This window comes from Lysinibacillus fusiformis (assembly GCF_003049525.1).
Classification (GTDB): domain Bacteria; phylum Bacillota; class Bacilli; order Bacillales_A; family Planococcaceae; genus Lysinibacillus; species Lysinibacillus fusiformis.
Genome location: NZ_PYWL01000007.1, coordinates 114,430 through 127,072, shown reverse-complemented (window position 1 = coordinate 127,072; position 12,643 = coordinate 114,430). Strand labels below are relative to the sequence as shown.

At 37.3% G+C, this 12,643-nt stretch carries 14 protein-coding genes; 7 read left to right on the top strand and 7 right to left on the bottom strand.

Annotated features, from left to right (window positions below):
• The first annotated feature begins 118 nt into the window (after window positions 1-118).
• Complete coding sequence (locus C9J29_RS16240; RefSeq protein ID WP_233301568.1) at window positions 119-805, top strand: ZIP family metal transporter; 687 nt, start codon at window positions 119-121, stop codon at window positions 803-805.
• Between the two features lie 71 nt (window positions 806-876).
• Here the strand turns inward: C9J29_RS16240 and C9J29_RS16235 are convergent, their stop codons facing one another.
• Window positions 877-1,938 carry an S-layer homology domain-containing protein gene (locus tag C9J29_RS16235; RefSeq protein ID WP_089986199.1) on the bottom strand — a complete coding sequence of 354 codons (1,062 nt, stop codon included), beginning with the start codon at window positions 1,936-1,938 and terminating at the stop codon, window positions 877-879.
• A gap of 334 nt (window positions 1,939-2,272) precedes the next feature.
• Between C9J29_RS16235 and C9J29_RS16230 the strand changes: the two genes are divergently transcribed.
• Together C9J29_RS16230 and C9J29_RS16225 are read left to right on the top strand one after the other, a co-directional pair.
• Window positions 2,273-3,169 carry a copper oxidase gene (locus tag C9J29_RS16230; protein WP_107922451.1) on the top strand — a complete coding sequence of 299 codons (897 nt, stop codon included), beginning with the start codon at window positions 2,273-2,275 and terminating at the stop codon, window positions 3,167-3,169.
• A gap of 227 nt (window positions 3,170-3,396) precedes the next feature.
• Window positions 3,397-4,296: a 3-hydroxyacyl-CoA dehydrogenase gene (locus C9J29_RS16225; RefSeq protein ID WP_089986201.1), complete on the top strand. Its 900-nt coding sequence runs from the start codon at window positions 3,397-3,399 to the stop codon at window positions 4,294-4,296.
• A gap of 50 nt (window positions 4,297-4,346) precedes the next feature.
• Here the strand turns inward: C9J29_RS16225 and C9J29_RS16220 are convergent, their stop codons facing one another.
• Window positions 4,347-4,544, bottom strand: a complete 198-nt coding sequence (locus C9J29_RS16220; RefSeq protein ID WP_008179990.1) for a hypothetical protein — start codon at window positions 4,542-4,544, stop codon at window positions 4,347-4,349.
• Window positions 4,545-4,547: 3 nt separating this feature from the next.
• On the bottom strand, window positions 4,548-5,105 hold the full coding sequence (locus C9J29_RS16215) for a sigma-70 family RNA polymerase sigma factor (RefSeq protein ID WP_008179991.1): 558 nt from the start codon (window positions 5,103-5,105) through the stop codon (window positions 4,548-4,550).
• A 166-nt stretch (window positions 5,106-5,271) separates the two neighbouring features.
• Here C9J29_RS16215 and C9J29_RS16210 point away from each other — a divergent pair, with 166 nt between their 5' ends.
• Both C9J29_RS16210 and C9J29_RS16205 read left to right on the top strand, forming a co-directional pair.
• On the top strand, window positions 5,272-5,427 hold the full coding sequence (locus C9J29_RS16210) for a YvrJ family protein (protein ID WP_081936992.1): 156 nt from the start codon (window positions 5,272-5,274) through the stop codon (window positions 5,425-5,427).
• 106 nt (window positions 5,428-5,533) lie between these two features.
• The gene (locus C9J29_RS16205) at window positions 5,534-5,797 is read left to right on the top strand and encodes a hypothetical protein (protein WP_237068861.1); all 264 of its coding nucleotides are present in this window, start codon (window positions 5,534-5,536) and stop codon (window positions 5,795-5,797) included.
• Between the two features lie 29 nt (window positions 5,798-5,826).
• On the opposite strand, the gene C9J29_RS16200 is transcribed toward C9J29_RS16205, so the two are convergent.
• Both C9J29_RS16200 and C9J29_RS16195 read right to left on the bottom strand, forming a co-directional pair.
• Window positions 5,827-6,336, bottom strand: a complete 510-nt coding sequence (locus C9J29_RS16200) for a GNAT family N-acetyltransferase (RefSeq protein ID WP_008179994.1) — start codon at window positions 6,334-6,336, stop codon at window positions 5,827-5,829.
• Window positions 6,337-6,396: 60 nt separating this feature from the next.
• The gene (locus C9J29_RS16195) at window positions 6,397-7,245 is read right to left on the bottom strand and encodes a pyridoxamine kinase (RefSeq protein ID WP_174804720.1); all 849 of its coding nucleotides are present in this window, start codon (window positions 7,243-7,245) and stop codon (window positions 6,397-6,399) included.
• Between the two features lie 175 nt (window positions 7,246-7,420).
• Between C9J29_RS16195 and C9J29_RS16190 the strand changes: the two genes are divergently transcribed.
• Window positions 7,421-7,972 carry an ECF transporter S component gene (locus C9J29_RS16190; RefSeq protein WP_089986204.1) on the top strand — a complete coding sequence of 184 codons (552 nt, stop codon included), beginning with the start codon at window positions 7,421-7,423 and terminating at the stop codon, window positions 7,970-7,972.
• 140 nt (window positions 7,973-8,112) lie between these two features.
• Complete coding sequence (locus tag C9J29_RS16185) at window positions 8,113-8,553, top strand: cell wall hydrolase (protein ID WP_025116607.1); 441 nt, start codon at window positions 8,113-8,115, stop codon at window positions 8,551-8,553.
• 219 nt (window positions 8,554-8,772) lie between these two features.
• Here C9J29_RS16185 and C9J29_RS16180 read toward each other — a convergent pair whose 3' ends face one another.
• A complete protein-coding gene (locus tag C9J29_RS16180) occupies window positions 8,773-11,022 on the bottom strand; it encodes a 5'-nucleotidase C-terminal domain-containing protein (protein ID WP_237068860.1) in 2,250 nt (749 codons plus the stop codon).
• A gap of 251 nt (window positions 11,023-11,273) precedes the next feature.
• On the bottom strand, window positions 11,274-12,533 hold the full coding sequence (locus C9J29_RS16175; protein ID WP_107922449.1) for an MFS transporter: 1,260 nt from the start codon (window positions 12,531-12,533) through the stop codon (window positions 11,274-11,276).
• Window positions 12,534-12,643: the final 110 nt, after the last annotated feature.

The following is a 12,643-nucleotide window of genomic DNA, read 5'->3' as shown; positions in this document are numbered from 1 at the left end:
AAAGCTGGCATTCCATGTCAAGAAAGTTTGCTACAAGCATATTCAACTTTACATAGCATATATTTGGAAAAACGACTTTAAGTTTATGATGAGGCGGGGGATTTTACAGGTGAGTGCAATGATACTTGGTGGATTTCTATTTTTCAGTGTGAGCATAGGTGGCGCAATTGCCTGGATTTTCTCTAAGCTATTTCAACATACAACTCAAGGGCTGTCATTATTATGCGGAGGTTTTTTAGTAGGCTTACTCGTTCTAGATATTATTCCTTCTTCATTTCAAATCTATCAATCATTCGGAATTATACTTGGGATTTTTATTGGCTATTTCATTTTCCAACTATTAGATACTTTATTTCATGCTTCTCATGCGCAAAATCCCTCTGTCTCTCTACTAACCCTTGCCATGATTATTCATACTATACCGATTAGTCTTACTGTCGGTAATTTACTTGGCAATGCAGCACTAAGTATTTCTCTCACAGCCTCCATTATTCTTCACCATGTTCCTGAAGGTTTTGCTCTATCAACCGCACTCATTGCTCAAGGCGAAAGACTATGGAGACTTTTTATTTATTTCTTTATCTTTTCTATTTTCTTCAGTATTTTTATTTGGTTTGGGCAATATTGGGCCTTACCCGAAAAGGCACAGGGTATCTTAATGGGCATTTCTATAGGTTTGATTGCCACAGCCAGCATTTCTGAATTCATTTTACATCAACTTAAGTATGTCTCGTTCAAAGCTTTTTTTATGTATCTCATTTTAGGCTATATGCTAAGCTATATTTTCCATACACTAGTTGAATAAGCTACGAGTTGTAAGAGAAAAAAGACAAAGAACAAGCAATCCACCAGCATAAAGTGGATTGCTTGTTCTTTTTATTCCTCGTCACTTAATTTCATTAAAGTAAGTGTAAGAATTTTTGAAACCTCTGCACGAGTAAGATTTCCTTTCGGATTAAACTTACCATTCGTACCATTTAAAATGCCTAATTGCTGCAATAAGCCAATAGCCTCTACTGTTTCCTTGCGCATTTGATTTTTATCTGTAAATGTATTGTTGCTGCTTACTTGAGAAAGATCCACTTCCATGGCTTGTAAATATCTTGCTGTCACATATGCCATTTCCTCACGTGTAACAGGTTTTTTTGGCTCGAATTGACTACCATCGTAAATATCAATTAAGCCATACTCTTCTAAAATGGCTACTTCCTTCGCACCCCAAAAACCATTAAGGTCCGTATATGTAGCTGGTCCTTCATAATCTTCATTTACATTTAAGCCCGATGCTCTGAAAATAATTGCTGCCAATTCTCCACGAGTCACTTGCCCATTTGGATTAAATGTTGTGGCAGATGAGCCATTAATAATATCTGCTTGATAGAGTAATTGAATATAACTCTCCGCCCAATGTCCAATTGCATCCTTGAAGTACCCACCTGGCTTTAACTCCACATCTGCACGAGCAAATACTAGCAACATTTCATTTAAATCTGCCGCACTAATTACTTCCCATTTATTTGCTGTATAGATTTCACTCTTAAAGCCATTTCCAGTTTGCGTAATTTTAATTTGAATTGCATTACCGAATGCCTTCTTAATTTCTTCAAAGTTTTCCTTAAACTCTTTTTCTCCTTCTGGATAAAGGTTTGTACCATCTTTATAGGATTGAAGAATCGCATCTAGTGAAATTTTCACGGTTATATTTGTTTTCGTTGTAACGATTGTGACCTCATTATTTTCAAAGCCTACTTTAGATAGCAACAATATTTTATAAATATCCTGATAGGACATCGCCTGTAATTGATCAGTAGCTGCAACAGTTTGCTTTTGATGAATACTATTTGCAACACCTACTGCTTCCTGTGCATATGCCTGTCCGCCTAGTCCTCCTGTAAAACATACAATACTTAGTGCTCCCGCTAACATAATTTTTTTCATTACTATTTCCTCCTTCGATGTATAAATTCAGTGTACTAAATCAATAGTTAGCATTTCTATAAAAAAATGTAAATTCTATAATAATTATATAAAAGACCTATTTTTGTCCTATTATATTAGAACTACTCTTTTTTTCACTTACAACAAAGACCAAAGAGGAAACAAGATAAATTTTTATGGATTTAAGTATATGATGGGTCATTTACAAAACATGACTCCCCTATATATGCTACTAATGTAATAAATATGAATAATTAGGTATAAAGCAACTGGTCCTATATGTCATCACCATCCACATACAATAGTAGCAATCAAGCTTTCAGGAGGGTGCTAAATGGTTATTACCCCTGGTATTTCAGATTTGCCTTATAGGGTTCAAGTGGATGGAACAAAGTTTTTCACCTTGATTGCAGAGGAAATAACGTGGGAGCTCGTAGATGGGATATTTATTCAGGCATGGGGCTACAATGGTTCTACGCCTGGTCCGACCATTCGCGTTTTTCCTGGGGATCCTATTTGTATTCGGGTTATTAATCGGTTACCTGAAAAAACAAGTGTACATTGGCATGGCTTAATCGTGCCGAATGCTATGGATGGTGTACCACCTATTGAACCATCACCTTTTATTGAACCAGGGCATTATTTTGATTATCACTTTACGATAAAAAATCCACCTGGGACGTATATGTATCATTCTCATGTCAATGTAGCTGTGCAAGATAATGCTGGGCTATTGGGAGGATTTATTGTTGAAGATCCGAGCAAACAGAACCTACCACAGCATAAAGATTATTTATGTTTATTACAGGAATGGGCAGTTCATCAATTGCCTTGGGGAACTCTTACAAAGGGTACGTATCCTTTAAATTTTAAGAAACCAGAATTTAATTTTTTTACAATGAATGGGAAATGCTATCCATCCACCAAATCCTTCCCCGTAAATTTCGGTGATACCGTTAAAATTCGTTTTGGCAATATTCAAATGCATCACCATCCCATCCATTTACACGGTCATCAATTTCATGTTGTTGGCGCAGATGGCTTTCCGATTGCTCGTCATACACAAATTGCCAAAAACACTATTCTTGTGGCATCTGGCGAAACGTGGGATATAGAATTTCTCGCCAATAATCCTGGTATTTGGCCTCTCCATTGTCATATGCCCCATCACGTTACCAATAATGGGGCTCCTGGTGTTGGGGGGATGTTTACAACAGTGAATTATGGTTAAGACATGGACAGCTTAGTTGCTGTTCTTTTTTATTTCTACAGTTATGTTTAGTCGATTTTGGGTACATACTTGAAAAGGAGCCGTCCCACAAACTTTATATCATTATAATAATAGAGGCTATCATTTGATTTTTTATTATCTAAAGAAGTAGTATGTAGTTGTAACGAAGGATTTTTTACATATCCACACTATTATATTAATGTAACAATTTCAAAGGAGGAATTTCGATGAATTATCAAAACATTACGGTCGCAGGTAGCGGTGTGTTAGGAAGTCAAATTGCTTATCAATCTGCTTTTAAAGGTTTTCAAGTAACCATTTACGATATTAACGACGAGGCGTTGAAAAATGCACAGGATCGTATTACAAAATTGAAACCACTTTATCAACAAGACTTAGGAGCTACACAAGAAGAAGTAGATGCTGCCTATGCTCGACTAACATTTAAAAGCGACTTAGCACAAGCTGTTGCCGATGCTGATCTTGTAATTGAAGCAATCCCTGAAGTTGTCCAAATTAAAACAGAATTTTATACGAGCCTTGGCAAAGTAGCACCTGCAAAAACAATTTTTGCTACTAACTCATCTACTTTATTACCTAGCCAATTTGCAGAAGCAACGGGCCGTCCTGAGAAGTTTTTAGCGCTACACTTTGCCAATACTATTTGGAAAAACAACACAGCTGAAATTATGAAACACCCAGGCACAGATATGAAAGTATTCGATGAGGTTGTTGCATTTGCACGTGCAATCGGCATGGTTCCACTACCATTATATAAAGAGCAACCTGGCTATATTTTAAACTCATTGCTCGTACCATTTTTAGATGCCGCTGAATCTTTATTAGTAAAAGAAGTGGCAGATCCAGAAACAATCGATAAAACATGGATGATTGGCACAGGCGCACCACTTGGTCCATTTGCCATCTTAGACATCGTAGGTATCAACACTGCTTATAATATTGTTGAAGCAAAAGCAATGGCTACTGGTGATGAAAACATGAAAAAGCTAGCCAACCTACTGAAAACAGAGTATATCGAAAAAGGTAAGCTCGGTCGTGCAACAGGTGAAGGATTCTACACATATCCAAACCCAAGCTTTGCTGAACCGGATTTCTTAAAGGGTTAATGAAGAAAGAGCAATTGTCCGAGAACAAGGATAATTGCTCTTTTTTTGGCTTATGTGAAGAAATCCCAAAAGCTAGGAGTATTGATAAATTCCTTCGTTGCAAGTTTTTCAATAATCTTTAATTTAATCTCCTGTTCTAAGTCTTCTCTTTCCTGATAGCTTGTCTGATGGAGACATTGTTTAATTTTAGGTGAAAAATTCTCGATGAATAGAAGTGACTCCTCATTATAGTTATTTTCCCTGTCCATCCGTTATCCCTCCTCTTTACGAAGCTTTTGTTGTAGTTTTTGTAATGCCTTGCGATGAAGATTCGATATATTTTGGGGTGTTGTTTGTAATGTTTCAGCAATCGCCTTTATCGAATAATCTTTCACATAAATCATTTCTAAAATTTGAAGCTGCTTATCCGTTAAGCCTTTCAAGGATTGAAATAGCTCTTCATTTTCAACAGCCTCTAGTAATCCTTCTTGAATGATTTCGTCCTTTCTCATCATCCCAGTCTCAAATAGTCCATCGTCTACAATTAATAAAAAACGGTCGTGCAATCTTCTCCTTTTTTTATCAAAATCCAAGCTATAGAAATAAATTAAATTACTGACATATTTTATTTTTTGAACATTTATATAATGTAATTGAAACGTCTCATCAACCCTTTTCATATTACAATCGGTTGGATATAAAATCGCTTTTTCAACTAAATAAAGATTTTTAGCATTAGCCAAAAAGCTTTTGATAATTGGATTTTTTATCTGTTCCATATTTCTGTAAAAAAACTCTTCGATCTTGTAGTTATCGTTTTTCATCATCATCACTCCTATCTATACGCCTTCTTGCTAAATAAAGTGACTATCATCTATCTATTATAAACCAAAATAAGAACAAATGTTCTTAAAAATCAAAATCATATTGATTTTATGTCACTTAAAATCACTTTTACATACGTAAGACACAATATTGGTGAAGGAGGAAGATGTCATGCTAACACCCGAAAATATTCAAATGTGGATAAACCTAATTGGTAATTCAGGATTCCCAATTGCCATCACCATCTATCTCTTTGTGCGATTTGAAAAGAAAATGGAAAATTTAGAAGCTGTCATCATAAGAAGGTTAAATAAAAATGAGGAATAGTAAAAAAACACGGCAACATTCTTTTAATGAATGCTGCCGTGTGATTTCGCACTACTCGTGCATACAATATATGTAAAAATAAATATTTCTGAGATGGGAGGGGATTATGATTACTCACAATACAATGGTATCAGCCGATATAGCCATGACCATTTTTTTCATGCTAGGCATTACTTATAATTACTTTTATGATTCATTCCCCATTCAAATTGAATACTTGGGCAATCTTGTATTTTGGCTGATACTCCCATTATCAATTATTATTGTTGCACTAAGCATATGGTTACTGACAAAGAAAGTAAGCATGGTTAGCTGTTTATTAGCATTTTCTTTTGCGGTCATTACTATTTTTATTTTATTGTTATATTGAAGTTCGTATAAAAGCCTTTGAAGATTTGATTACTTCAAAGGCTTTACATATAGAACCATATAATCTTCATCAAAGCATTGCTGGGCTATTTTTAAAGCTCTCTTCTCTGTCCCAAATATTTGAAAACCTAATGATGTGTATAGTCCTTTTGCCGATTCATTAGAAGATACTACGGTTAAATTAATTTGCTCTACATCTGCTAATTGTTTCCCTTGCTTGATTATTGCTTGCATTAAACGTTTACCTAAGCTAAGCCCTCGTTTTTCCGGAGACACATACACGGCAAAAATACTCGCCTTATGCTTTAGCTTCATTTTGCTTTCCTGCACCAATGTAGCAACCCCAAACAATTCATCCTGATCAAATGCTCCGAAAGTAAATGAACCTTGTGCTTCCAGTCTACTTGCAAACAACTCAAGCGCCATATCTCTTTCCTCTTCAAAACTTGAACCAAATGCCTCAGGATTTGTTTGTAATCCCTCTAATCTTAATTGACGATATGCCTCAGCATCTTGTGCTGTTAATAACCTAATTTCCATATATTTTCTCCTCCCCTTTTTACTAATCGACGAACAATGTTTGAAAACGGTAAAAACTTTCTAAACTAACAGCCGTAAAAACTGTTCAAAATGAACGCCTGCCTCACGAGGCACTTGCTCCTTGGATGTCGCCTCAATAGCAGCCGCTAAAAACGATTCTGCTAGCTTCATGGACTCCACTAAATCCTGCCCACGCATCATACCGCCCATAATAACAGATGCAAATAAATCACCCGTGCCCGAGTAGCTTTCACCATTATAGTCACGAATGCTATGGAAAGAACGGTTCGCATCGATAAACATATTCCCGACATAACGCTTGCTCTCCACTACAGGTGGATTTAAGCCAGTAATAATGACATGTGCCCCTGTGGCCTGCTGGAGCTGCTGCCCCGCCTCTTCTAGTGCCTGAATATAATCTCTTTCATGCTGATAGCTTTGCAACCTCTCAAATGACAAGCCTGTGAGCAAACAACATTCCGTCACATTAGGCGTAATAATATCTGCACACTTTACTAGCTCCTTCATCCGTTCCAGTAAGTCGCCCGTAAACATTTTATATACCTCACCGTGATCACCCATTACAGGATCAACTAGCAAGGTCGTATCCGTTGAGTGAAACACGCCTAAAAAACGGAAAATATTATCGATTTGCTCTTTACCTGTGACAAAGCCCGTGTGAATACCGTCAAAGCTAGCCCCAAGTTTGCTCCACTCATCCACAAAGTAGTCCATTTTTGAGGTTAAATCCTCACAATAAAAGCTCGAATACCCTGTTTGTGCCGTTAGAATGGCAGTTGGCAATGGCACAGCCTGCACGCCCATCACAGATAATACAGAGATGGCAGCCGTTAGCGAGCACTTCCCAAAGGATGACATATCCTGAATTACAGCCACTTTTTTCATCATACATTCCACCTAACTCATCCTGTTTATACTCACCTCATCGTATCACAATTAGAAAGATGCGAAAATATCCTCCTACTGACCTCTAACTATTTTATAAAATTGACACTTTTATAACAGTCAGTCCTTTGCTAAAGTAAAAATCATCAAAATATTCATCATAGTGAGGAAGATAAAGATGCAAAATATACAAAGATCATCCTATACAAGACCACGCACGAAAACATTTGATTTAGTCATTACAGCCATTTTAGCGGCACTTGTTTTCGTTGCTACCATGTTTATTAATCTTAAACTACCATTTGGTCAAGGTGGACTGATTCACTTAGGGACGTCCATGCTATTCATCTCAGCCATTTTATTTGGACCTAAAAAGGGGGCACTTGCTGGAGCCATCGGAATGGGCTTATTCGATATCGTAGGTGGCTGGTTAATTTGGGCACCCACTACTATTATTTCACGCGCATTACAAGGCTTTATCGTTGGTAAAATTGCTTGGTCAAAGGGATATAAAGGCGACCATATTGGTTTAAACATTTTAGGGGCTGTAGTATCCATGCCCGTAATGATTGCCGTCTATTATATCGGGCAAGCGATTATGTTCAATAGCTGGATTGCACCGTTAGCATCCATTCCAGGTGATATTATTCAAAACGTTGTTGGCCTAATTATCGCTATCCCCGTATGTGTCGTACTGAAAAAAACACCTTATTTCAAAAGGAATTTATAATAAAACACGCCATCCTGCTCTATTATTTTGCAGCACGGATGGAGTGTTTTCTTTGCTTCTACATAGAAAAATAGGTGATTTTCAGGATAAAGTGACATTCGCCTCGATCATTTTCATACTATATGGTGGAGGTGGTAAAAATGCCAAGAGTAAAATACCGCGATGCAGACGTTGCTTTAATGGCAAGGATGATGCGAGCTGAGGCTGAAGGTGAAGGACAGCAAGGCATGTTATACGTGGGCAATGTGATTGTCAATCGAGCTGTCGCATCTTGCTTGGACTTCAACGACGTGAGAACTATCGAGCAAGTCATTTATCAAGTACAAGGAGGAAACTATTCGTTCGAAGCCGTCCAAAAGGGCAATATGTTTTACCAACGTGCAAGAGAAACAGAAAAAAGATTAGCCAAACAGAACTTAGACTTCTGGCGTCAGCACCCAGCCAAATACGCCCTTTGGTACTTCAACCCATACGCCCCATGTCCCCCAACATGGTATGGCCAACCATTCACAGGTCAATTTAAAAACCATTGCTTCTATGAACCTGCACCAGATACTTGTGAAAGTGTTTATATGGGGTAGCTTTGTTTTTATTTTTAAAGGGACTGTCTAAATAACTGCTGTTACCTTTTTTTGTTCATATCTATTTCAACAGCTTATTAAAAAAAATGCTAGCACTATTCAATTCAGCCAATAACTAAAAAGGTTTCTTTATTTAATCCTACGCTATACCATTAAAATCAACCTATAATAAAGGCTGAAGAGAGTAGTAATAAAACTACTTCACTTCAGCCCCTTTCATTATTTACTTTTAACTTTTACATAGCGGCTATACACATAACCCGTTTTCTCTTTATAAGAAATTTTATACCAGCCTTGTTCTTCCCCTAAAATCGTTATTTCAGTATTTTTTGAAATTGTGCCATATACTTTACCTGCATTCGATGGTTTCGAACGAACATTTAAGTGATACGTTGTCACAATGCCTTTAGTTGGTTGTGGTTTATTAACAGAAGGCTTTGATTTATCTGGCTCTGGTTTGCTTGGATTTGTTGTTGGTTTTTCCACTGGCTTGTCTGTTACTTTATCTTCCTCAGCTTTAGGGTGATTAATAGCTTTTACTAGCTTTTGATAAAATTCACCTGTCGTTTTTACTCCAGAAAATCGGCTTTCTTTGACGTTGGCCTTTGCTGCTAGCTCCGCTATTTCTTCCTTTGTTATGGCATCCTTGACATTAATAGATGCAATATTTGTATATTTTCCATCTTCCGTAGTAGGAATTGCTAAAATGTCTTGGTTAATTAATTCAACAACAGCAGCACGAGTTGGTGATTTTGTATCGACACCAATTATTTTCCAGTTATTTTGGATGACTGGCTCATAAACACCGTTCATCTCTTCTTTCAGGTATCGAATTGCTAGATTACGAATTGTTCCACCTGTTTCCCCATAAGCACTTTCATCTTTAGAGGACCAAGTCATATTGAACTTACGCCCTTCAAGCGCCTGACCTTTTGATACGAGAAAGTCCATTCTATATGCGTTCATACCAAGCTTTAAATGATCTTCCATTTTAATTGGCGTTCCATCTAATTTACGAAGATTTTTGATTCTGTTGCCTGGCTGCTCCGTTAAATCGATGCCATACTTTACATGACCAAAATAGTCATTTGTACTATATTTCGATGAACGTCTTGTTTTATCAAAACTAATCGTTACATCTCCATCTCGCGTACTATTAAAATAGCCAACAGCCCATTCCATATAATCTTTTAAATCTTTTCCTGTTACTTCATAAACAGATACTTCTCCGCCAGCAAATTGATAATTATAGGCAATATCCTTTTTCTTGATAGGACCTATGTTCAATGAAGCTTTGTCATTATCAATCTGATGCGCTACTACATCAGCCTTACTATAATGCAGCATTACCTCATGGAAAAAGTCTGATAAAGGTGTTTCTTGAATGTGTACTGTAGGAATTCCTTTAATTTCATTTTTCGGGACAAGATTTGTTCCTTTCAGCTGTGCCACTTCGATATTGGCATCTTCACGTGCAAACTCATGGTAAGGCTTTAATGTTTCTTCTAGTTCTTTATCAGATTCAACAAATGTGCCATCTTCGTTCTTTACAGGAATAGCCGAAGCGTCTTTTTCTTTTAGCAGCAATTGTTCGCCTTGGCGAGTAAATGTTAAATCAATTCGTGAAATATGTGTTCCATATTTATTAGGCTCTGTTATAAAAACGCCATTCACTTCTTCTTTATTAATCAGGACATGATTATGACCTGCAAAAATAGCTGTTAGCTCTGGAATGGCGTTTGCCATCTCCTTCACGCCAGTCCCTGGAATACCATTTTCATTTTCCAGCCCCATATGCATGAGGCCAATCATGACATCTACTTTGCCTTCTAATTCTTTGACCGCTTTTTTAGTCTCTTCAATTGGATTTTTGATCACTAGTCCATCTAGATGATCCGTGCCTTTTTCATACTCTGTAATCAGTGGAGTTACCATCCCGATAACACCGATTTTTACCCCTTCACGCTCAATAATTGTATATGCAGGTAAATAACGATCTCCATTTTCTTTATAAACATTACCAGCAAGTCTTGTACCATTAAATTGGCTAGAAACTTTATCAAGGATGCCTAAACCAAAGTTGAATTCATGATTTCCATATGTCCAAGCCTCATAGCCCATTTCATTAACAGCGACCATCATTGGTGATTGAGGCTGATTGTTGAATAATTCTGCAGAATTATCCTGTATTAAATCTCCATTTTCCAACAAGATTGTATTCGGATTATCGTTACGAATATCCTTAATAATTGTATATAATTGCGTTAAACTGCCTGTGAGATTTGGGCCATCCACCGCATAATCCCAAGGCATAGAACGGCCATGAATATCTGATGTAGCGAGGAGTGTAATATGAATATCTTTATCTTCCTCTTGTGCATTTACAGGGGTTTGCGTAAAGAAAATCCCTGTGGCCAGTATCAATGCCACCATACTTAGTATAGATATAACTTTTCTAAATCTACTCATTTCCTAGTTTGCTCCCTTTAATTCTGAATTTTAAGATTCCTAATCAGTTTAGCATTTATGGTGATCACCATCCAGGTAAAATTAATCATAAAAGTAATAATAATGAATAATTTTAACAAATTTCAGCGTGATTAAGGGGGAAAAAGCTATAGTAAAAGGATATTTAACAAGCGCTTAATGCTCGCTTAAATACCCCTAATTTAGCCATTAAGATTGATATGACATTACCTTCGACTAGAGGTTTCGCCAAGTCATTGTAGGTCGGCTTTCATGCGCTGTTCCTTCAATAACAGTACTCCCATCAGGCCAATGGCGGAAAATACAATTGGGGTGATAAATCCATAGTAGTACCCATCTCCTATATAACCTGAAGTCGATTGAAAATAATCCAACACATAGCCAAAAATAATCGGTAGTAATGCAGCGCTTAAAAAGCCTCCTGTATTCGCAAAACCAGAAACGATACCAGATTCAGTGATAGGAAAAGTTTGACGAACAGCCGCGAACGTTAAGGCACTTGCTCCATATCCAAAGCCGATAATGAAGAATAGTATAATAAGAAGGATTAGGGACGGATGCCCCTTCCATAAGAGAAAGGATAACCAGCTCAATAAAACAGCCATTTGAACACCAATATAAGGCTTCTTAATCGTTTCTAACCGGCCAGCAAGCCAACTCGTTAAGGGGGCCCCGATAAGTGCTCCGATAAGACCAATCATAATTAGCTGACTCGCCTCTGAACGGGTCATCTCATACATATTGATTCCATAGGGGACAGCCCACGAACTGATAAAGCCTACATATCCCCCAACGACCCCGAAATGGCAAAAAAATAAAGCCCAAGCTTGTCGATTTGAAAATATTCTCCGTAATAAAACAGATGTTTTTTCACGTTGCACTACCTCAGCTTCAACTATCGCTTTTGCCGAAAAGATACGTTTCGTATTTTTAACAAGTACAAAATAAAGAAGAACACCACATACACATAATAAGAGTCCCGTTGAAAAAAATGAAATTCTCCAACCAAATAAAAGAATCAAAGTAGCAAAGGGAACCGTCGCCAATAAGAAACCTAGACTCCCAGTCATCCCTGCAAAGCCAATTAAACGCACAAATTCCTTCTTCTGAAACCATTGTGCCAAAATAAGCACCATATTCACCCAAATGGTTGCATCCCCTACACCAGTAAGTATTCTAGAAAAAAATAGGACGAATTCATGTGTCCCTAAACTATAAAGAATCGTACCTAGTCCTGTTAGGATAGCACCCATAATAAGAAAAAAGTTTGGCCCAAATCGATCAGCTAAAACCCCCATCGGAATTTGTAAACTCGTATACACAAAAAACTGGATACTCGTCAATAGCCCAATCGTCGATGCCGTCACCCCAAAATCCCTCATCAATTGGTCTGTAATTAACCCCGGAGCAGTTCGTTGACTGGCCATTACCAAATACGTAAACAATACAGCAACAAACACAACCCATCTATACCTGTGATGTTGTTTGTCCAATAATCACTACTCCTATTAGTTTTTTCTTTATGTATATGAATTGCTGGATGGGAGAAAGACCTGTTTCTTGTCGTAGTGTATACGCTGATGTAAAGGATACAGAAAACGCA

Bases quoted from the DNA above. Each gene is read 5' to 3' on its own strand.
- C9J29_RS16240 (WP_233301568.1), top strand. From the start codon at position 119: ATGATACTTGGTGGATTTCTATTTTTCAGTGTGAGCATAGGTGGCGCA.
- C9J29_RS16235 (WP_089986199.1), bottom strand. From the start codon at position 1,938: ATGAAAAAAATTATGTTAGCGGGAGCACTAAGTATTGTATGTTTTACA.
- C9J29_RS16230 (WP_107922451.1), top strand. From the start codon at position 2,273: ATGGTTATTACCCCTGGTATTTCAGATTTGCCTTATAGGGTTCAAGTG.
- C9J29_RS16225 (WP_089986201.1), top strand. From the start codon at position 3,397: ATGAATTATCAAAACATTACGGTCGCAGGTAGCGGTGTGTTAGGAAGT.
- C9J29_RS16220 (WP_008179990.1), bottom strand. From the start codon at position 4,544: ATGGACAGGGAAAATAACTATAATGAGGAGTCACTTCTATTCATCGAG.
- C9J29_RS16215 (WP_008179991.1), bottom strand. From the start codon at position 5,105: ATGATGATGAAAAACGATAACTACAAGATCGAAGAGTTTTTTTACAGA.
- C9J29_RS16210 (WP_081936992.1), top strand. From the start codon at position 5,272: ATGCTAACACCCGAAAATATTCAAATGTGGATAAACCTAATTGGTAAT.
- C9J29_RS16205 (WP_237068861.1), top strand. From the start codon at position 5,534: ATGATTACTCACAATACAATGGTATCAGCCGATATAGCCATGACCATT.
- C9J29_RS16200 (WP_008179994.1), bottom strand. From the start codon at position 6,336: ATGGAAATTAGGTTATTAACAGCACAAGATGCTGAGGCATATCGTCAA.
- C9J29_RS16195 (WP_174804720.1), bottom strand. From the start codon at position 7,245: ATGATGAAAAAAGTGGCTGTAATTCAGGATATGTCATCCTTTGGGAAG.
- C9J29_RS16190 (WP_089986204.1), top strand. From the start codon at position 7,421: ATGCAAAATATACAAAGATCATCCTATACAAGACCACGCACGAAAACA.
- C9J29_RS16185 (WP_025116607.1), top strand. From the start codon at position 8,113: ATGCCAAGAGTAAAATACCGCGATGCAGACGTTGCTTTAATGGCAAGG.
- C9J29_RS16180 (WP_237068860.1), bottom strand. From the start codon at position 11,022: ATGAGTAGATTTAGAAAAGTTATATCTATACTAAGTATGGTGGCATTG.